Origin of the sequence: Cohnella silvisoli (assembly GCF_021190915.1) — a bacterium.
Taxonomy (GTDB): Bacteria; Bacillota; Bacilli; order Paenibacillales; family Paenibacillaceae; genus Cohnella; species Cohnella silvisoli.
This window is the reverse complement of record NZ_JAIOAP010000014.1, coordinates 163,612-184,106: the sequence shown is the minus strand read 5'-3', so window position 1 is coordinate 184,106 and position 20,495 is coordinate 163,612. Positions and strand designations below refer to the sequence as shown.

19 protein-coding genes are annotated in these 20,495 nt (G+C 51.1%); 13 read left to right on the top strand and 6 right to left on the bottom strand.

Translation table 11 applies throughout. From position 1 onward, the window contains the following. Positions 1–14 precede the first annotated feature (14 nt). The 5 genes from yycF to K7P76_RS23760 all read left to right on the top strand — a co-directional run bounded on the left by yycF (position 15) and on the right by K7P76_RS23760 (position 5,569). Positions 15–755 (top strand): response regulator YycF, encoded by a 741-nt coding sequence (gene yycF, locus K7P76_RS23780; protein ID WP_232187839.1) that lies wholly within the window; start codon positions 15–17, stop codon positions 753–755. After that, the gene (walK, locus tag K7P76_RS23775) at positions 752–2,584 is read left to right on the top strand and encodes a cell wall metabolism sensor histidine kinase WalK (protein WP_232187837.1); all 1,833 of its coding nucleotides are present in this window, start codon (positions 752–754) and stop codon (positions 2,582–2,584) included. Before yycF ends, walK begins: the two co-directional genes overlap by 4 nt. Beyond that, positions 2,581–3,891 carry a YycH family regulatory protein gene (locus K7P76_RS23770; RefSeq protein ID WP_232187835.1) on the top strand — a complete coding sequence of 437 codons (1,311 nt, stop codon included), beginning with the start codon at positions 2,581–2,583 and terminating at the stop codon, positions 3,889–3,891. Before walK ends, K7P76_RS23770 begins: the two co-directional genes overlap by 4 nt. A 42-nt stretch (positions 3,892–3,933) precedes the next feature. After that, positions 3,934–4,698 (top strand): two-component system regulatory protein YycI, encoded by a 765-nt coding sequence (yycI, locus tag K7P76_RS23765; RefSeq protein WP_232187834.1) that lies wholly within the window; start codon positions 3,934–3,936, stop codon positions 4,696–4,698. Positions 4,699–4,759: 61 nt separating this feature from the next. Next, positions 4,760–5,569, top strand: a complete 810-nt coding sequence (locus K7P76_RS23760) for an MBL fold metallo-hydrolase (protein WP_232187901.1) — start codon at positions 4,760–4,762, stop codon at positions 5,567–5,569. 36 nt (positions 5,570–5,605) lie between these two features. Here K7P76_RS23760 and K7P76_RS23755 read toward each other — a convergent pair whose 3' ends face one another. Beyond that, positions 5,606–5,806 (bottom strand): hypothetical protein, encoded by a 201-nt coding sequence (locus tag K7P76_RS23755; protein ID WP_232187833.1) that lies wholly within the window; start codon positions 5,804–5,806, stop codon positions 5,606–5,608. A gap of 235 nt (positions 5,807–6,041) precedes the next feature. On the opposite strand from K7P76_RS23755, the gene K7P76_RS23750 reads away from it, so the two are divergent. Together K7P76_RS23750 and K7P76_RS23745 are read left to right on the top strand one after the other, a co-directional pair. Then, the gene (locus K7P76_RS23750) at positions 6,042–7,364 is read left to right on the top strand and encodes a S1C family serine protease (RefSeq protein ID WP_232187832.1); all 1,323 of its coding nucleotides are present in this window, start codon (positions 6,042–6,044) and stop codon (positions 7,362–7,364) included. A 23-nt stretch (positions 7,365–7,387) separates the two neighbouring features. Beyond that, positions 7,388–7,555 (top strand): CxxH/CxxC protein, encoded by a 168-nt coding sequence (locus tag K7P76_RS23745; RefSeq protein ID WP_232187831.1) that lies wholly within the window; start codon positions 7,388–7,390, stop codon positions 7,553–7,555. A 464-nt stretch (positions 7,556–8,019) separates the two neighbouring features. On the opposite strand, the gene K7P76_RS23740 is transcribed toward K7P76_RS23745, so the two are convergent. The 3 genes from K7P76_RS23740 to K7P76_RS23730 all read right to left on the bottom strand — a co-directional run bounded on the left by K7P76_RS23740 (position 8,020) and on the right by K7P76_RS23730 (position 11,357). Further along, entirely contained in the window at positions 8,020–8,946 is a 927-nt protein-coding gene (locus tag K7P76_RS23740) for a transposase (RefSeq protein ID WP_232187830.1), read from the bottom strand. A gap of 475 nt (positions 8,947–9,421) precedes the next feature. Next, positions 9,422–10,717, bottom strand: coding sequence for a magnesium transporter CorA family protein (locus K7P76_RS23735; RefSeq protein WP_232187828.1), 1,296 nt, complete (start codon positions 10,715–10,717; stop codon positions 9,422–9,424). Positions 10,718–10,868: 151 nt separating this feature from the next. Further along, a complete protein-coding gene (locus tag K7P76_RS23730) occupies positions 10,869–11,357 on the bottom strand; it encodes a TrkA C-terminal domain-containing protein (RefSeq protein ID WP_232187827.1) in 489 nt (162 codons plus the stop codon). Positions 11,358–11,860: 503 nt separating this feature from the next. Here K7P76_RS23730 and K7P76_RS23725 point away from each other — a divergent pair. Together K7P76_RS23725 and K7P76_RS23720 are read left to right on the top strand one after the other, a co-directional pair. After that, a complete protein-coding gene (locus tag K7P76_RS23725) occupies positions 11,861–13,612 on the top strand; it encodes an ABC transporter ATP-binding protein (RefSeq protein ID WP_232187826.1) in 1,752 nt (583 codons plus the stop codon). 34 nt (positions 13,613–13,646) lie between these two features. Continuing rightward, positions 13,647–15,668 (top strand): ABC transporter ATP-binding protein, encoded by a 2,022-nt coding sequence (locus K7P76_RS23720; protein ID WP_232187825.1) that lies wholly within the window; start codon positions 13,647–13,649, stop codon positions 15,666–15,668. A 99-nt stretch (positions 15,669–15,767) separates the two neighbouring features. Here the strand turns inward: K7P76_RS23720 and K7P76_RS23715 are convergent, their stop codons facing one another. Beyond that, on the bottom strand, positions 15,768–16,532 hold the full coding sequence (locus tag K7P76_RS23715) for an SDR family NAD(P)-dependent oxidoreductase (RefSeq protein WP_232187824.1): 765 nt from the start codon (positions 16,530–16,532) through the stop codon (positions 15,768–15,770). 202 nt (positions 16,533–16,734) lie between these two features. Between K7P76_RS23715 and K7P76_RS23710 the strand changes: the two genes are divergently transcribed. After that, positions 16,735–17,085 (top strand): winged helix-turn-helix transcriptional regulator, encoded by a 351-nt coding sequence (locus tag K7P76_RS23710; RefSeq protein WP_232187823.1) that lies wholly within the window; start codon positions 16,735–16,737, stop codon positions 17,083–17,085. A 173-nt stretch (positions 17,086–17,258) separates the two neighbouring features. Here the strand turns inward: K7P76_RS23710 and K7P76_RS23705 are convergent, their stop codons facing one another. Then, entirely contained in the window at positions 17,259–17,414 is a 156-nt protein-coding gene (locus tag K7P76_RS23705) for a DUF1540 domain-containing protein (RefSeq protein WP_232187822.1), read from the bottom strand. A 265-nt stretch (positions 17,415–17,679) separates the two neighbouring features. Between K7P76_RS23705 and K7P76_RS23700 the strand changes: the two genes are divergently transcribed. From K7P76_RS23700 to K7P76_RS23690, 3 genes are read left to right on the top strand one after another with little or no spacing between them, the layout of a single operon-like run. Next, a complete protein-coding gene (locus K7P76_RS23700; protein ID WP_232187821.1) occupies positions 17,680–18,897 on the top strand; it encodes an SPFH domain-containing protein in 1,218 nt (405 codons plus the stop codon). 12 nt (positions 18,898–18,909) lie between these two features. Further along, positions 18,910–19,656 (top strand): hypothetical protein, encoded by a 747-nt coding sequence (locus tag K7P76_RS23695; protein WP_232187820.1) that lies wholly within the window; start codon positions 18,910–18,912, stop codon positions 19,654–19,656. Between the two features lie 18 nt (positions 19,657–19,674). After that, positions 19,675–20,415: a hypothetical protein gene (locus tag K7P76_RS23690; protein ID WP_232187818.1), complete on the top strand. Its 741-nt coding sequence runs from the start codon at positions 19,675–19,677 to the stop codon at positions 20,413–20,415. Positions 20,416–20,495 lie beyond the last annotated feature (80 nt).

Sequence of the window (20,495 nt, the reverse complement as noted above, 5' to 3'; positions counted from 1 at the left end):
AAGGCGGTGACGTCATGTTAGGTAAAATTCTGGTCGTGGACGATGAACGGCCGATTGCGGATATTTTGAAATTCAACTTGGAAAAAGAAGGCTACGAGGTCGTCTGCGCTTTCGATGGGGAGGCGGCGGTTCGGCTTGCTTTCGAGGAGGAGCCGGATCTGATCCTGCTCGATCTCATGCTTCCGATTAAGGATGGGATGGACGTATGCCGGGAAGTGCGGACGCGTCTGTCTACGCCTATTATTATGCTGACGGCCAAAGATAACGAAATCGACAAGGTGCTGGGCCTTGAGCTTGGCGCGGACGATTACGTGACGAAGCCTTTCGGTACGCGCGAGTTGCTTGCACGCGTAAAGGCGCATTTACGCCGCCAACGTAAGGTCGAGACATCGCGCACGGATGAGGATGTTCAGCCGGAAGCCGAGAGACAAGGCTTGAAGTTGTTTAATCTTTTTATCGATACGGATATGTATGTCGTCTATAAGAACAACCAACCGCTCGATCTCACCCATCGGGAATTCGAGTTGGTCCATTACTTAGCTAAGAATAGCGGGAAAGTGATGACCCGCGAGCATCTTCTTCAGGCGGTGTGGGGGTTCGAGTATTTCGGAGATGTGCGTACTGTGGACGTTACGATTCGCAGGCTTCGGGAGAAGCTTGAGGACGATCCGAGCCGTCCGGAGATCATTATGACAAGAAGGGGACTCGGTTATTTGGTACGCAATCCGAAAATGACGGGCGGTCATTACGGATGAGAGGTGTTCGCATGTTCCGCAGCATTCAGATCAAGCTTATTCTTATGGTGCTGCTGCTCATCCTCATCGCGGTGCAATTGATCGGCGTGTACTTCATCAGCACGATGAAAAATTCTTTGACGAACTCCTTCACCAGCAATTTGAATAACCAAGCGAACTTGCTGACTACCTTCTTGTCTTCGCTAAATCTTTCTGCGGATAACAAGGATGAGACTGCGCAAGCGGCGACGAGCGCAATGCTGAGCGCTCTCGTTAATAACTTTTCGCTTAGCGGCGCGGAAATTCAAGTGCTCGATGCAGGGGGCAAGGTGCTGGCCACGTCAAATCCGTCCCTGCAATCCTACATTGGACGCAAGAACACGTCCTTGTTAGTTGGCCGGGCGCTGCAGGGTGTCCGGGACAACGAAGAAGAAATCATTGATGAAGACAACAACCGGAAAAAAGTTATCGCTAAGCCTGTCATAAGCAACAGTAAAATCATTGGCGCTATTTATATTGTGGCTTCCATGAAAGAGCTGTACAAAACAATGGAAGGCATTAACCGAATATTCGTCTCGGCAACCTTAATCGCGCTTGGGCTTACCGCTGTTCTGGGGGTCCTGCTCGCAGGTACGATTACTTCTCCGATCAAAGCGCTGACGCGTCAAGCGACCGCGGTGGCGGAAGGTCGATTCGACGAGCGGGTTCCGGTGTTCGGCAAGGACGAGATCGGTCAGCTTAGCGTCGCTTTCAACGATATGACCGACCGTCTTAGCGATGCGCTGTCGATTAACGAAGAGGAGAAGGAAAAACTGGCTTCGATTCTCTCCAATATGAGCGACGGAGTGCTGGCGACCGATGAGTTAGGCAAAGTTATCGTGACCAACCGGAGAGCAAGAGGCATGTTAGGCATCTTGGAGCTCAAGGATGGGACTACGCTGTCCGAAGCGCTGGGAATCGAGAAAGAACCGATTGCCGAGACGCTGGAAGGCAAAGAGTCTTCCTTGTTGCTGAATCGGGAATTGGACGAGCACGAAGAGGAATTGGTGTTCCGGGTTACGCTCACGCCGATTCGTCGGCGGGATAAGGGGGTTGCCGGAGCGATTGCGGTACTGCAGGACGTTACGGAGATGGAGAAGCTTGAGCAATCCCGCAGGGAGTTCGTAGCGAACGTATCGCATGAGTTAAGAACTCCGCTGACTACGATCAAGAGTTATGCCGAGGCACTGGATGACGGGGCACTCGAAGAACCTCCTCTCGCCGACCGGTTCGTAGGAGTTATTCGCAGCGAGACGGAACGGATGATCAGGCTCGTCACCGATCTGCTCCACTTGTCCCGTTTCGATTCCCGCCGCAACCAGCTGCGCCGCCAGAAGACCGACTTGACGGAGATGTTGGAGGAAGTTGTGGATCGGTTTTCTTTCCAACTGCGTCAGAAGGCGATTACGGTATCGGTTAAAGTGGAGAAGAAGCAGAAGACCGCATGGCTCGATCGGGACGGAATCGATCAGGTATTGGACAATCTCGTGTCCAACGCCATTAAATATACGCTTGATGGCGGTACCATCGATATATCCGCCAAGAGCAATGAAGCTGGACAACTGGCGATCGCTATCAAAGATACCGGTATCGGTATTCCGAAGAAGGATTTGAACCGTATATTCGAACGGTTCTACAGAGTAGATAAGGCTCGCTCGCGCAATATGGGCGGCACCGGGCTCGGCTTATCCATTGCCCGGGAAATTGTTCGGGCGCACGGCGGTTCTATCGCGATAGAATCGGAAGCGGGAGTAGGCACCGTCGTTACGGTGCTGCTGCCGATCGTGCCGGAAGGAAGTGAGACCGCATGATCGAGAAAGGGAAATCGGTTCTGCTGTTCCTGCTCGTAGTAGTCAGCCTCGTCCAAAGCTATTTTCTCGCCTATAGCATGCCTTACATGGAGGCGAAGGTGAAGACGGAGCTGGATTACGTGAAGACGGAGCCGCTCGGCACGGAGGAGAAGGTGGAGAAGCTCATTTTCCCCGAGCAGCTTGTGCTTCATCTGGGCAATGACAAGCATACGGTATTTTACCCGAGCACGCTGCCTTATTACAAATTGATTTTCGAGAAGCTGCAAAGCCGTGAATTCAAAGGATTGACGCAGAGCTCCATTAATTCGGTCAATTGGGATCAAATTAGGCGCGAGGATCAAGGGGTCGAGCTGCGCTTCGGGCGTGCGGTGCCTTTCGGGCTGTTGCAGCGCATATTCAAGATTGATGATTTCCTGTTTTCCAGAGACTCCATCGACCGCATCTGGATCTACGCTAGCAAAGGCCGCGATGAAGTGCGGACGTTTTTCTTCAGCGCGGACGGCCGTAACGTCTATGAATCTCTTCGCGCGGACCTGACCATCGGGGACGTTGAAGGTTATGTGGGCTTCGGTCAGTACTGGGATCCCTATACGACCGAGGATGGCAAACTATATATTCCGGAGAAGCCGATAACTCGGCTGCTGGAGATGCAAGTTGCGTTTAACCGGTATACGACGGATCAAATGCAGGATAACCTGTTCTTCGACCCGGGGATAACGAGGACGATTCAGAATAGTAAAACCGGTCCGCAGTTCTATACGGATGGCAAAAGGGGATTAAAGGTGGAGCAGGATGGCGTATGGCTGTCCTACACCGACCCTGTGGCACCGACCAATGCCGAGAACGACATGATCGATAACGTAATGGCCGCGGTCAGCTTCGTGAACCAGCATGGCGGCTGGAACGGGAAGCACCAGCTCGTCAAGGAAATCGAGTCGGAGACGGGCAGCGCGATCCGGTTCCAGCAGTATTATCGGGATGTGCCTATCGTGTCCGGAAGTTCGATGAATTTCGGCTATATGCAGCTTACTTTGCAGCAAGGGGTCGTATCTTCTTACAATCGCTCTTTGCTCGTACTCGGCAGCGATGTGACCAACAAGCACAGCAGGCAGCTGCCTGGGGGCGATCAACTCAGGAAATTAATCAACAACATGGATGCTAGCGGAAGGAATATCGAAGCGATATTCCCCGCCTTCAAGCCGTTATTGGATAAAGAAACGGTAATCCTGAGCCCGGTTTGGGCAGCCCGGTTAGTGACCGGGGAGGTTGTCATCCTCTCGGAATCAGGACCCGTAGCGATAAAATGACTTTAAATAAACCGGGAATGCAATGAGGGAGGTGGGAGCGGAATGGACTGGAGACGGGCGAAGAGCGTATTGATACTGTCTTTTCTCGCGCTTAACGTGATTCTAGGCTCCCAGCTATGGCTCGAATGGCGAGAGCGATTAAATACGGCGGTCGATTGGACATCGCTGCCTCCCGAAACGCTTCAGGTTATGCGCGAAAAGAATATCCAGGTAGATCCCAACGCCAAGATTCCGACGGAAACGCCGGATATGCGGGAGTTGACGTATACCTTCAAGCAACGGGCGGGAGAGGGCATCGATGAGAGAACGCCGATTACCCCGCCGCCCGAGACTCGCATCGTCTATTTCGAAGATGAGTTTGCGAAAGCATTGGGAGGCACTATTCCTGATCTTGGAAGCTATAAGCTCGATCAGCCCGGAAGCAGCGATTATACTTTCATCCTCAATCGGATGGAGGGCGGGTTGCCCATGTTCGACATTCACTTGGAGCTATTCTATAGCGAACAGAAAATAAGAGCTTACTCGCAGGATATCATCGAGATTAAGCCTTCGGGCGGTGCCAAGGAACAGCAGGTATTAACCGCTGCCAAAGCGTTAGCTAAAGTCATCGAGAGAAATTTACCGGCAGGTTCCGTCATCAAGGAAATTCGGCTTGGGTATCATGGGGAAATATTCGACGACGTGCAAACGCAAGTTTCGTCACCGACTTGGAGGGTTTTGCTGGAAAATGGCGAAGAAGTGTACTATGTGAATGCGATAAGCGCTGAAGTTACGACAGAGAAAAGCAACGCGCTCGTTAAACCATAGGCGAACGAGGTTAGCGCCGATGGAACGGGGCACGTCGTTCGGGAGAGGAATAGGAACGATCATGGGACTTCGTTTCACGGTATTGTCCAGCGGTTCGACCGGCAATGCAACAGTCGTATCCACGGATTCGGCTACTGTACTTATTGACGTCGGCCTAAGCGGCAAAAAAATAGAAGAGTTAATGAAGGAGCGGGAGGTTTCCGGCCGGGAGCTGGATGCCATCCTCGTTACGCACGAGCATTCCGACCATATTAAAGGGTTAGGGGCCTTCGCTCGCAAGCATCAGGTTCCCGTGTACGCCAACGAGAAAACATGGGGAGCCATGCTGCGGACGATTGGCGAAATACCGGATGAGCAGCGAAAAATACTGCCGACGGATGGCGTGATGGAAATCGCGGATTTGCGGATCGAGTCGTATGCGATTTCGCACGATGCGATCGAACCGGTCGGTTATTGTTTTCAAGCAGACGGAGCTAAGCTAAGCTTAGCAACGGATTTGGGGTACGTGAGCGACAAAGTTATGCGCCAGCTGCAAAATTCCGATGTCATGGTGCTAGAGTCCAATCATGATGTTAACATGCTTAGGATGGGCCGATATCCATGGAACATCAAGCGGCGAATATTGGGCGATACCGGCCATCTTTCCAACGAAGCGGCAGGTGAAGCGCTGTGCAGCTTGCTGACGGGAAGCCTCAAGAGAGTTTATTTGGCACATTTGAGCCAAGAGCATAACCTGATGGATTTAGCCAAACTTACCGTGAATACAGTATTAGAAGACAATGGATTTTTCTTTCAGAAGCATGAATTCGCGCTGTGCGATACTTATCATGACCGTCCGACCCCATGGGACTACGTTAAGGTAGGCAGCTAGCAGACTAGTTCCTAATCCAGACGGGTAACACAATACTTACAGCAGCAGCTGCCGGTCGAGCTCGGTTTCCATCTGCGCTGCTTTTTCCCGGATTTCATCCGTAGTCAGTATCCCTTTTTCCACCAACAGCTCGATCATCGTGCTTAAAGCGAGAAGCTGTCGGTAATGATCATGCTTCATGTCCGACACTTGCGAAGCAAGCTCAAGGGTATGCCATCCATAAGCGGTTGCTTTCATTTTCGGTTCCTTCCTTTCTTTACATGTGGATTATGAGGGAAAAGCACTTGCTTGTCCTCTCTGATTCTATTACTATTCTAGTCAAAACCTTAATAAACATTCCTATTATTTAATCCATAGTTGAAGTATAAACATAGAATATGTAGAAATCCTAAGAATAGATTGCCTGATTAAGAGGAACGCCGCAGCGGAGAGGGGACCGGAATTTCCCCTACTAGAAGGATGGTGCAGGACCATGAGCTTGTTCGATGATGATTTCTACTCCACTAAGATGAATAAACGCTCGCGCATAGACAGAGGTTCAAATTCCCGCGGGTTCCGCCAAGGGTCTATGTTGAGGGTTGCCATTATATCTTCGGTAATTAGTTCGCTGCTCGTCGTGGTTCTGTTCGTTCTCTTAAACGGTCGTGGAGAGACGCAGGCGGAAGCGAAGCCTGCATTGGCTAGCGGTCAATCGCTAGTCGAAACCTCGGAGCGGATCATATCGGCTGCCGAGAAAGTTCGGCCAGGGGTTGTCAGCATCATTAATCTGACGAACCAAGCGCTTGAACAGCAAGATGGCGATCAAAGCTTAGAGGATGGGGAATTACCTGCCAATGCGAGCTTGGGTTCCGGCGTTATTTATGAGAAAAAAGACGGCAAAGCCTACATTATCACGAATGCGCATGTCATCCAGGACGCTGCGGAGGTTCAGGCCGTACTCGTTAACGGGGATAAAAAAGAAGCTAAGATTATCGGCAAAGACATCGTTACCGATCTGGCTGTGTTGGAAGTCGACGATAAAGGGATAGATACAGTTGTAGAAATTGGCGATTCCGAGAAGCTGCGCGACGGCGAGATGGTTATCGCGATCGGCAATCCGCTCGGGTTCGGGGATTCGTTAACGCAAGGGATTGTCTCTAACAAGAAGAGGGTTATTCCGGTATCGCTTAATCAAGACGGAATTTATGATTGGGAGCAGGAAGTGATCCAGATCGATGCCGCGATTAATCAAGGAAACAGCGGCGGGGCATTGGTGGATCTAAACGGCAAGCTGGTGGGCATTAACAGCATGAAAGTCGCCGATATGGGCGTCGAGGGCATCGGATTCGCGATTCCGATCGATAATGCCATGCCGATCCTGAAATCCTTGATGGAAAAGGGTAAGGTAATCAGGCCGTACATGGGTGTCTACACAATGGATTTGGGATTATATCTCGATACTCCGCAGGCAAGCAGCGATCCGCAAGCGAGCGACGGCGAGGATGGAGATACGGCGGATAGCGGCGATGCAGCGGACGGAAGCTTCGAGACAGCGACACCGGTCATTCCCGATGGCGTAACGGAGGGACTCATCGTGCTTGAAGCAGTCGGTCCTTCATTAGATGCCGGGCTAGCCTTCAACGATATTATCGTAGAGTTGGACGACAAGCCGATCGGAAGCACGATGGACCTTCGCAAATATTTGTATAACTCCAAAAAAATCGGGGAATCGTTGAAAGTAACGTATTATCGCGACGGGAAGAAAAAAACGGTAGAAGTGCAGCTTGCGGAGAAAATGGAAGAAGAGCAGAAATAAGCGGGTTAGAAGGGAACTAATCTATGTATTGCGTATGCCGTGAGCATGTTGAGCTTGCGATCGATAAATTCGTGGATGAATATGAGGATGCGCCGGACTTGGTTAGTCTGGAAACGACGGCATTCTCGGCTTGGACTCCGCCCGAGCATTGCGAATGGTGCGGAAACAAGGCGGAAGTATTGGTGGTTTAAGCAATAAAGCAGAAGACGCAACCCTCGGGTCTGCGCTTTTTTCAAATTATCAGAAGTGATAGCTCGATACAAACGTATGCCGCCGTCCCAAGGACAGCCCGTTTTACTTGTACGAACAGGGAGTTTATGACCATCTACTCATCTGGGAAATGTAGGGAAAAACCGGCACCTAATTTCCGTGCCATTTCGGAGAAAACGTACCATTATCCCCCCGCCTCAGAAGCGAGTTGCCAATCAGTGGATTTACGAATGTCATGACAGAAGTGAGTTGCCGCGAATCAACGGATTTTCGAATGTCATGTGACTTGAGCGGGGAGTCGCCAATCAGCAGATATTAAAATGTCATGCCTTGAGTGGGAGTTGCAATCAACGTATTCCGGGATATTACGCACAAGTTTGCCTTTTCGTGAATTGTATTGAATGAAACGTGTTATCGGCAACTTAAAAAGCAGTCATCCCAAGCATCAAGCATTCCATAGGGTGAGATATTTTCCTTTCCACTTCGCTTTGCTTCCCCAGACCACCCAGGGAACGGTGAGAACCGGTTTGCTGCGGGTCAGATCTTTGTAAGTCAAGGTTGGCGTCACAGCGCACCAATGGAGCAGTTGGCTGAATACCGGGGCATGGCGGAGTTTTAAGTTCAACCGGAAACAAAACTCGTCTAAATAAGCCTGCAAATGTTTAGCTCCGATGCCTTGAAACGTATTATTCAGCCACGCGGTCACAGTCCACTTGATGGGGTTGAAAGCAGGGTGAAGTTTGCCGCGCCCCAAAACGGTCACGGCTTTTTTATCTATATGATTGTCTACGAACGCTTGGACGCCAGGTTTTTCAATCCACCTCAACGCGTTATTCACATGGCTGGGATCCGGTTGTTTGATTTTGACCTGCTGAGGCTCGTCTCGCTCGTCGAGGGATCCGCCGATCAACAGCGGCTGCTTGGCCTCGCTATAATACGTGTAACCGTAAGAGATAGGGTCAACTCGCACAACACCCGTGAGCGGGTCGCCTTCATCGGCTTGTTGCAGGGCATGGCGGATTTTTCTTGCGATGAGCCACGCGGTCTTATAGGTGACCTGAATCACTTGGGACAGGCGGGAGGCGCTGATGCCGGAAGGCCGGGAGATCAGAAACATCGCTTGGAACCAACGGGTCAACAAAGTGGAGCTGCCTTCCATGATGGTGCCGGCGATGACAGAAGTCTGATGGCGACAGGAGCGGCATTCGTAGAGAGGCAGTCTGCGCGTTTGGATGAGATAAAAATGAGGATGACGACAAGTCGGGCAACGGAAGCCGTCCGGCCATCTGGCTTCGAACAGCGCCTCGGCGCAAGCCTGCTCGGAGTTGAACTGCTGGCAAAATGCCTCGAAGGTCAGATGATCTGGAAACATAGACTTCCCTCCCGAAATAGAACGCTTGTTCTTGTTCCCATCATACCAAACGTACGTTCTATTATCAAGAGGTGACGGGTGAAATTGCAACTTTCCTGGTTTATTTTCAAAAGCATGAACAAGGGTTTTTCCCTCTGATCGGAAGGGATAATGGGACGTTTTTGCGGAAAGGAGGTAGGATCCGTTGCGGTGGTCCTATTCTGCTTCTGATGCGAGGGGATAAAGGCACGTTTTCGAGGAAAGGAGGTGGGAGCCGTTTCGGTGGTCCTATTCTGCTTCTGATACAAAGGGATAAAGGTACGTTTCGCGAAAAGTCGTAGGCATGAACAGGAAAGTCGGACCGATCGCCCCTCCCCCTCTCCCAGAGTTACAAGGGAGTTCATGGGTTCGATTGCTTTATTACGGATATCCGCCAAAAGTAAAAGGGCCGAAGGCAAAGTCTCTGTGCGTTACTTATTTAATGCAGCTATGCAGCTCAGCCCTTCCTGCGATACCTGCGTAGGAAGTCCCTCCCCCATTTCCATAGGACGCCGATGACAAGCAGGAAAGCGACGGCCAGGCCGGAGAAAGTGACGGCGAATGCGATCCATTGGAAGCTCGAATAACCGCGCAAGAATGACCAAGTGTAGTTTCCCTTCAAGTCCTCGATGACCTGGTTCATGCCGTATATTCCGCTTATAACCGTATAAATCGTGAGGATAGTCAGCAGATAGCTGGATCGCTTGGAGGTGCGGGTTTCCTGGTACTTGTACAGATCGTTGAGCGTCTGCTTAACGTCCTCGAACAGTTCATCGTTACCGTAGACGGCGCGAAGCTGGTGAAAGATTTCCCGACCTTGAGTCTGGGAGACGATCTCGACAAAATAATATTTAGCGAAGAAACATGTAATATCGCGGATTAGTTCCTCCGTATGCTCCTGTTTTCGTTCCAACTGTACCTGAGAATAAGCAATCGACAATTTAAGCAAGACGATCCTGTGGAACAAATTGAGCATGAGCCCGTAGTAATACTCCCCGTACATTTGATTGGCCAGCCGGTTTGCGATATCTATTTTCTCGCGTGTAAGGCAAATAAAACAGGTTTCGTCCGTTATGTAATAAGTGTTGGGAGCCCAACGATTATACTCGAATTTGTTGCTGTATTGTTCCATGTAAGGCTGGTAGCTTGCTCCGATTCTCGCATTGCCCTGCACATCCAAGCCGTCAAGGCGCCCGGCGCGATAACGGTGCAGAAGGGTGATATCGGAATCCTCGGGGAAAGCGCAAAAACCGATAACGAACATCCGATCATCCATGAAAAAAGGAAGTTTCTCGAAATAAGTGCCCTCCATCGGAGATTGATCCAAGAATGGCAGCAAATGAGGAGCCAGTACTTGAAAGACGAATTCCTCGACCTCCTCATACCTCGTACCGCCAGTCTCTATGTAGGCATTAAGATCCAGCTTGTTCGTGTCCTGAAGATGACGCATCCTGTCGCCGAATTCAATCGCCTGGCTGAACGAAATCTCATGGTTCGGGTTAAGCTCCACGCGCAGCGTAAGAAACCCCGTGTTGAACGGACACAGAAATAGATCGACGGAGTGGACCGCGAACGGGATACTAAGCTGCCGGGTATGGAACTCGGCTTGTATGTTTACCGCCTTGGTCAGTCTGCGGAACGCTTCCGGGTCATCCTGGCTCGGGAACAGCACATGATTGGTGAACGGCAAATAGTAACGCTCCATATCCCGATGGGATACTCGGTTGTCCGGACCGTAGAAAGCTTTTTCCAAATCCAAGTCCCCCAGCTGAAAAGAAACGAACCCTCTTTCAGAAGGGTTTCCCGCAGCTGGTCTTGGCAATCGCGCTCCAATGAGAAGGGAAATATCAATTGAAAAATCGCCCTCTTAAGCAAAGGTTCCTCGCTCTGGGCAATGATCATGTTTAGCCACCTCTTCCTATCCACGACAGGGTACTCTTTTCATTTTGCAGCTCGGCTGCTTTAGCTTTCAATTCCTTAGCGAACGTTCGGTTGATGATGTTCTTCTCGCCGTATACGTATAGGATGTCGCCTGATTCGAGCTTGGTCCGCAACCGTTCCTTCCGCACCGTTTCCGTGCCTCGCTGGATGAATAACACATTGAGGTCAGGCTCTCCTTGGCACAGCTTCTCCAAAGTATGCCCGACCTGGGATGATTCCGGTCCGATGGGAATATCTATGAATGTATCCTCTTCGGTATGAAGAAGCACGTCTTTAATGGGCAGCTCATGAATCTCGAATTTCTGTTCAAGAGGAAGATTAAACTTGGTCGTCAGAATAGGTTTCATCGTCGGAAGCCGCAACAGGAAAAGGATTACGGACAGAACGATGGGGACGACGGCAATCTCGATGACCAGCAACACGATGAGAAAATAGATCGCAATAAACGGCACATCGCCAACCTCCTTCCCGGCTCCAGCTCTTCTACCGTTGTTTACCCATTCGAACACTCTAAACAAACGTATACTGAAATCTCAAATAAAAAACTTATAAATATTTCAAGAATGCCCGTTGACAGTTCTTGGGGGCCGATGGTAAAGTGACAAATATACTTTGATGAACGGAAAGGAGGGTTACGGACATGCGCAACGGACATCTTTATATTGCATTTCCGCCGGTTGGCGGAGCATATGATTTCAATGAATATGGACGTAACCCTCTCGCCAATTGATTATTACGAACTAGGGAATGGTGGATTCTCTTTCATTCGTAGTAGGGCGCATGGTTACGGTGACGTAATCGTGCGCCTTTTATATCGCATCGGGTAGTTGCGACGGTCTATGACCGGTTTCAACGCCCATTGCGGGAACGGATTGCTTGGCAATCCGTGAGGGCGTGTCGCTTACGGCGGTATGCCTTTTTTGTTCTTCATTTAGAGGGGTGTGAAACAACAGATATGTTTATCGTACTGAAGAAGTTAAGCTGGTTTTTCCGGATGCACTGGAAGAGATATACGATTGCTATTTTAATTCTTACGATCGTAGGGATTCTGGAAATCATTCCTCCGAAGCTTATCGGAGTGGCAATCGACGGTATCCATCAGGAGACGCTGACCGCGAGCAAGCTGACGCAGCTGCTCGTATTCTGGGGAGCGTTGACCGTTGGGGGATACATCCTGACTTATATTTGGCTTTATCAATTATTCGGAGGCGCGTTCGTGCTCGAGCGTATGATGCGCTCTCGTCTGATGCGTCATCTGCTGAAGATGAACCCAACGTTCTATGAACGCAACCGCACGGGAGACCTGATGGCCCGGGCAACGAACGATTTGGGCGCGGTGTCGGTAACGGCCGGCTTCGGAATATTGACGCTCATCGATTCTACTTTGTTCATGATCACGATTCTAGTGGTCATGGCGGGGCTGATCAGTTGGAAGCTAACGCTTGCGGCGATGCTGCCGCTGCCGATTATGGCGTTGCTCATGCAGCATTTCGGCAAGAAGATCCACGATCGGTTCATGAAATCGCAGGATGCCTTCGGCGGCTTGAACGATCAGGTGCTGGAATCGGTGTCGGGCGTCAGGGTTATCCGCGCTTTCGTACAGGAAGAAGCGGATCGCAAGCGATTCAGCAAGATGACGGACGATGTATTCGATAAAAATATCGCCGTCGCCAAAATCGACGCGTTATTCGAGCCGACGGTTAAAATTCTGGTAGGAATCAGTTACTTGATCGGATTATGCTACGGCGCGGTGCTCGTGTTCCGCAGCGAGATTACGCTAGGCGAGATGGTATCGTTTAACATGTTCCTCGGGATGCTGATCTGGCCGATGTTCGCCATCGGGGAACTGATCAATATTATGCAGCGCGGCAACGCGTCGTTAGACCGGATCAACGAAACGTTAGGCGTAAAGGCGGACGTGAAGGAAGCCGAGGCTCCCGTTGTGTTGGATGTCCCGGAATCGATCACGTTCGAAGACGTAACGTTCCGTTACCCATCCTCGTCTATCGACAATCTGGTCGATATCTCCCTATCGCTTCGTCGCGGTCAGACGTTAGGCGTCGTTGGACGGACGGGAAGCGGGAAAACAACTTTGCTTAAGCAGTTGCTCAGAGAATATCCGATGGGCAAGGGCAGCCTGAAAGCCGGCGGAGTTCCCTTGACGGAACTGGAGCTTGATCGCTTGCGGAGCTGGATCGGATATGTTCCGCAGCAGCCGATTCTGTTCAGCAAAACGATTCGCGAGAACATTTGGTTCGGCAGCACGGAGGAGGCCGCGGATGAGTCACGCCTTAATCGGGCGCTTGAGTTGGCGTCGTTCCGCAAGGACGTGGCGTTCTTGCCGGAAGGCCTGGAGACGCTGGTCGGCGAGAAAGGCGTGGCGTTATCCGGCGGGCAGAAGCAGCGGGTAAGCATCGCGAGGGCGGTCATCGCCGACCCCGAAATTCTGATGCTCGACGATGCGCTGTCGGCGGTCGACGCGAAGACGGAAACGGAAATATTGGAGGGCATCCGCACCGAGCGGGAAGGCAAGACGACAATCATTACGACGCACCGGCTAACCGCGGTGCAGCATGCGGATTGGATCGTCGTGCTGGACGAAGGACGGATTACCGAGGAAGGCACGCATGAGCAGCTTCTGAAGCTTGGCGGATGGTACAAGGAGCAATATGACAGGCAGCAACTGGCCTCTATCGTAGAGCAATAAAAAGTAAGAGACGAAATGTAGGTGACATTAACCAATGGGTAACAACGGCAAACGATTATTTCAATATGCTTTGAATTACAAGAAACCAATCCTACTCGCGCTCGCGCTGCTGTTGCTAGCGGTGGGCGTTGAACTGGTCGGCCCTTTCCTCGCTAAGCGTATGATCGACACGAACATCATGGGCATCGAGAAGAGCTGGTACGAGACGAAACAGGAAGAGAGCTACGCCGTTTCCTATGAAGGCAGTTGGTATAAGCGCTCGGATCATTGGAAGGCTGGAGAAACCCAAGGCCGGGAAGTCCGCGTCTTGCAGTCGGGGCGGACGTTCTACTTCGTCGACGCGGCGGGTGTTCCGAATACCGGCAAACGAACTGTCAGCGACGGACAATTGTCCATTCTAAGGGATGACGGGAGCACGCAGCAATTTCCCGCAACCAAGCTGACGGCAGGCGAGATGTACGCATTCTATAAGCCGGAGTTCCGCAGCATTATTATACTGGCGGCCAGTTACGTCGGATTGTTGTTGATAGGCGCTGTGCTGGCTTATTGGCAGAGGTATCTGCTCCAAGTATCCGCGAACCGGATCGTCCGTAAAATGCGCAACGACGTGTTCCGGCATATTCAACGCCTTCCGGTGCAATACTTCGATAATTTGCCTGCGGGTAAAGTCGTGGCTCGGGTTACGAACGATACGGAAGCGATTCGCGAGTTGTACGTGTCGGTTCTGGCTAATTTTTTCTCCGGAATTATTTATATTACAGCCATTATCGGCGCCTTGTTCGTGCTTGATACGAAACTCGCATTGTTCGCCTTGCCGTTTATCCCGATCCTGTACGTGTGGATCATGGTGTACCGCAAGTTCGCGGCGAAATATAATCACGTTATCCGTTCGCGGCTTAGCGATATTAACGGGATGATCAACGAATCGATCCAAGGAATGCCGATTATCCAGGCGTTCCGCAAGCAGAAGGAAACGATGACCGAGTTCCACGAGATGAACGACGAGTATTTCAAATATCAGAACAAACTGCTCAGCCTGAATTCCATCACGTCGCACAACCTGGTAAACGTGCTGCGTAACGTCGTCTTTATCGGGGTCGTATGGATGTTCGCAGGTGATTTGCTCGGTGCAGCGGTAACGGTCGGCGTTCTGTACGCCTTCATCGACTACATGAACCGGATGATGCATCCGATCGTCGGGATCGTGAACCAACTTTCAAACCTGGAGGTAGCTCGCGTATCGGCGGAACGGGTATTCACGCTGCTCGATGAGCCTGGGATTGAAGTGTCCGACAGCCGAATGGAGCGGTACAAAGGAAACGTGAGCTTCGAGGCGGTATCGTTCGGGTACAAACCGGGCGAGGATGTGCTGAAGAACATTACTTTCCGTGCGCGGCAGGGCGAGACCGTCGCTCTTGTCGGGCATACGGGGTCGGGTAAAAGCTCGATTCTGAACCTGCTGTTCCGGTTCTACGATGTGGAGCGGGGAGTCATTTCGGTGGATGGCATCGACGTGAGAGATATGCCGAAGCAGCAGCTTCGCCAGCATATGGGCATCGTGTTGCAGGATCCGTTCCTGTTCACGGGAACGATCGCCTCGAACGTCAGCTTGGACGATCCGTCTATTTCCCGGGAAAGAATCGAGCAGGCTTTGCGGGATGTCGGCGCGTACGATATGTTCATGCAGCTGCCGGGTGGGTTGGATGAGCCGGTTATCGAGAAGGGAAGTACATTGTCGGCAGGACAGCGGCAGCTGGTCTCGTTCGCGCGGGCGCTGGCGTTCGATCCGGCGATTCTGATCTTGGATGAAGCGACGGCAAGCATCGACACCGAGACGGAATCGATCATTCAGCAAGCGCTCGACGTGCTGAAGCGCGGGCGGACGACGTTCGTCATCGCCCACAGGCTGTCGACGATTCGCGCGGCCGATCAGATTCTCGTGCTCGACCGCGGCGTCATCACCGAGCGCGGCAACCACGACGAGCTGATGCAGCAGGGCGGCAAGTATTTTGCGATGTACCAGTTGCAATTGGGCGGCGTGGAGAGCGTGGCGTAAATAGGTTTGTGAGGGGAGAGTCCGCGGGCAGCCGCTGGGCTCTCCCCTTTTACTCTCGGTAACCAATTAGTTTGACTAACCCAACGTACGCTTATCGTATTAATGAATGGTTTTGACTAAACCGCCATCAATGATGTAATCCACGCCCGTTATCATCGAGGAATGGTCAGAAGCAAGAAATACGACAAGATCCGCAATCTCATTCGGCTCCGCAAACCTGCCCAACGAGATGCCGAAGGCAAGAGCCATCTCCCGGATGCCCTCTTCAGTCTCCGGCAGTCTGCCTGCCCACATCTCAGTGCGAGTTGGCCCAGGCGCTACCGTGTTGACGCGAATGCCTTGCGCCGCGAATTCTCCGGCTAAATTCTTGGACAAATTAGTGGCAGCGGCTTTGGAAGAGCTGTATGCGATGATAAAGGGATTAGGCATAATGGCGTTCATAGAAGAAATGTTGACGATCGAACCACCCGGTTTGGTCATGTGGGGCAAAGCGGCACGAGTCGATCTCACGACGCTCATTAAATTAATGTCCATCGTCTCCGCCCAATCTTCATCCGTAAGCTGCAGAAACCCTTGCCCTGCCCGAGTATCCGTTGCGCCGATGTTATTGACCAGAATATCCAGTCTGCCATAACGCCTGACCGTCTCCTTCACGACATGCTCCGCGCCTTCCGTCGTTGCGGCGTTCGCAGTAACGATAAACACATCGAAGGCAGCCGCCAGCTCCGCTAGTTCCTCCGTGACTTGCCGTGCGGCCGCCGTTACTTTCGCTCCGGACTCCGCCAACGCTTTAACGGTTGCCAATCCGATTCCGCGGCTTGCACCCGTAACGATCGCAACCTTGCCATTCAGTGAAATGTGCATCCTGATCTTCCTTTCTCAACTCTTGTTGACGAGTATTCGTTACAGCCCCATTATTGGCCACAATCGCACATTTGCAAAGTACGCAGTTTAAACGTACCTAGTATGGAAAAAAGGACTATGGATGCGCCACGGTTATTTTGTTAAGGTACGATTAGGGTGCAAATTTGGGTATAAAATCTCCAGTGAATAAGGAGTCGGATACATGCCAATAGAGACTCAAAGAGTTGCTTCAAAGGACGGAATATTGGTTACTTTGCATGTCATTGGCGGCAAGTGGAAGCCGCTGATCTTGTTCCTATTGTTGAACGAAGGTACGAAGCGGTTCGGGGAGTTAAGACGAGCGTTGCCGAATGTCACTCAAGGTATGCTGACTAATCAACTCCGGGAGCTGGAGCGGGATGGACTTGTCGTTAGACGGATCTTTCAGGAGATTCCGCCTAAGGTTGAATATTCACTGTCTGAACATGGAACAACGTTAAGCACTGTCTTAAACGATATGTGTGGATGGGGTTTTAAGCATATTGATTTTATGGATTCGAATCAGTACATCTGATCTTTGTCTCGTTCGGCGCTATGCTGGCTTTTGAGAAAAAGACATCGGTAAGCGTAGAGGAGCAACTTGCGGCTTAAGTCGGGCTGAGTGATAATAATTCTCAATGTTGGTTACAATACAGAGGAAAGAGCAAAAGGCATCCCGAAGGATGCCTTTGCCGTTCGTCGAAAACCCTACATTTTCGGCTCGAACGTCTTGCAGTCGGTTTCATCGGAATTGGAAGCCTGCTTGTTGCGATTGTTCACGACGTAGATCGATGAGGCGTTGCACGCGTTTCCGGGCGCCCAATACTTGCAAGAATTCACTTCGCACAGCACATCTTTAGCCATCGCTTGTCTCACCTCCTGTCATTAGGATGGTCGAAGGCGGTCGCTTTATACGTGCGCTAACCCGCTTATTCCCCTGAATGGGAGAATGGGACGGGTTTTTGGCGATGTTTAAAAAATCTTTTTCCTCCTATGGAAAATCATTCAAAGGAAATATATCCTATATGTAGAATTGGAAATAGAATCGAAAATTGTAGAATGGCGTAAAAAATAGGCACTAGGCATCATGGACCCCGGTTCTTAAGACATAGAGGAGGCAAAGCGGTTAATGGCTATTGTAGACGTCGTTAAATTTGATGGTCCCGCGGACGTGTACGCGTGGAAATACCCCAATCAGGAATTGGGAACTTGGACGCAATTAATCGTCAACGAAACGCAGGAAGCGATTCTGTTCAAAGGCGGCAAAGCGCTCGATCTGTTCGCGGCGGGCAGACATACGTTGAGCACGCAGAACATTCCGGGGCTGCAGGAGATCGTGAACCTTCCGTTCGGCGGGAAGTCCCCGTTCTCGGCGGAAGTGTGGTTCGTCAACAAGATTAATTCCCTAGACGTAAAATGGGGGACGGCTACTCCATTGCAGCTGCAGGATCCGAAATATCAGATTATCGTATCCGTCCGCTCGTTCGGGCAGTTCGGCTTGCAGATCGAGGATTCGCGGAAATTTCTTCTGAAACTAATCGGCACGCTTCCGGTATTCGACAAGGAAGCGATGACGAAGCAGTTCCGCGGCTTGTTGATGATGAATATCAAGGAATTGATTTCTTCTTATTTGATTTTCAAAAAAATCAGCATTCTGGAAATTAACGCTTATATCAGCGAGATATCGAAGCATATCGAAGAGAGAATCGGGCCCGTATTCCTGGACTACGGTATTCGAATTCTTAATTTTTATATCGATTCCATCAATATTCCGGATGATGATCCGGCTAGCGCGAGGCTGAAGGAAGCGCTCGCGAAGAAAGCCGAAATGGACATCCTTGGCTATACATACCAGCAGGAGCGTACTTTCGATACGCTCGAGGGCGCCGCGAAGAACGAAGGCAGCGGCAGCGCTAACGTGATGGGAGCGGGAATCGGGCTGGGCATGGGGTTCGGAATAGGCGGAGCTGTCGGTAATCAGATGGCGGGATTGACGAATCAGATGAACGCTTCCCCTGTTTTCGCCGCTCAAGCGGCTGAAGTGACTTGCAGCGCTTGCGGCAAGTCTTTCCCGGCCGGAGCCAAGTTCTGCCTTCATTGCGGAGATCCGAACAACGCCTGCGAGAAGTGCGGGGCGGACAATGCCCAAGACGCCAGGAGCTGCTCGAAATGCGGGCATTCCTTTGGCGGCAAACCTTGCTACAAGTGCGGAGAACAAGTCGATCCGGCAGGCAAGTTCTGCATGAATTGCGGGGCTAGCATGTCTCTGAAGTGCGGCCAATGCCAGCATGACGTGAAGCCGGGACAGAAGTTCTGCCTGGAATGCGGCAACAAGTTGATTGAGTAGGGGGCGCACGATATGGACAAACATCGGGATAACGCACGATTGGCGACGGTCATATATGTTCTAGCGTTACTGGTCACCCTCGCGGTCGTGTTTCTAATCGGTCTGCCTTTTGCGAGGATAAGTCATGCATGGATTTCGCTCTTCGCGTTGTTTATTGCAGAGACGGCGCTGTATGGATTGTCGCTATATTACATTCCGAATCGCAAGCATTCCGATGCAACGATTCCGGGATATCTCGCATTCGGTACGATAGCGGGACTTTATTTAATCGTTGTTATTATTTTCATCATCGTCTTCTCGTTGGTGCTCGATTTATCTACCTTTAATTATGGCCTCCTGCACTTTATCGCTCTGGGCGTCGCGGGAATAATGGCGAGTATGGTGGCTATCTACTTCCGACATGCGGATGATCAAGAAGTGAATTCCACGGCCCAAGTGCAATGGGTATCGGGAATGCGGTCGACTCTGCTCTCCATCAAGCAGGAGCTTGCGGGGTGGAACCATGAGGAGAGAGGCGGATTGGCCAAAGGCATCGCAGAGTTGGAGGAGAAAGTTCGCTACAGCGATCCGGTGTCCCATCCTTCCCTTGTCGGCACGGAGGAAAGCTTGATGCAGCAAGTTCATGAGCTGGCGAGCGGTATCAGCAGTCTCGTAAAGGAAACGGAAACAACCGGAGAAACCGAGAGGGTTGGCCGGCAGATTCGCGAGACGATGAACCTCCTAGAGAGCAGGAACCAGCGGCTTCTTCAATTAAAATGACAAGAAAGAGGGACTAACGTGCCAATAGATAAGCCGAAAATCCATGGCGGTTGGATTATTCTGGGTATGATTTTATTTTTCCCGGTTGGGGCCGTACTTCTTCTGATCAGGTTCGTTGCGCATTACAAAGTTAATCATCTGCGTGCCGACGATTATAAATTGGTGGGACATTCGTTCTTGGTGCTGCTCGGGTTGGTATGGGTAATCGTTGCCGCGGCATCCTCGGAAAGTACACCTGACGACACGAACGCGGTATTCATAGTGTTAGGAGTGTTCTTCGGAGTCCCCGCTATTATCTTCTACATTATCGCTTATCGCAGACGGATGAAGATGCAGGCCCTCTATAACCTTTATGATACTTTAATTTATGAGAAGGAAATGGAGTCCATCGATCAAATCTCTAGGCTTACCGGCCAGAGCGTGAACAACGTCATGCAGGATCTCGAATATTTGATCGACACGGAAGTGTTCACGGGTGCGACGCTCGATAAGGAAACTAGGGAAATCTTCGTGGAATACGAAGAAGATGATTCGGATGAAGAGTACGTTGAGGAAGATGAAGAAGAGATAGATGAAGAATATGTAGAGGAAAATGAGGAAGAGGATAATTATACTGAGGCGGTTAATCAAACGGCGGCAACGAGTGCCGCAGTACCGATGCCGATTACGTGCTCCGGATGCGGGGCGAGCTCCCGAGTCATTCCCGGAAAACATACGGATTGCGAGTTCTGCGGCAACGTACTGTATTTGCCGGTTTAGAGACATGTCATGCACGGAGTTAAACGAACCCGCTTGGTCCGTATAGGGACTTTAGCGGGTTTTGTTGTGGGCGAATATGC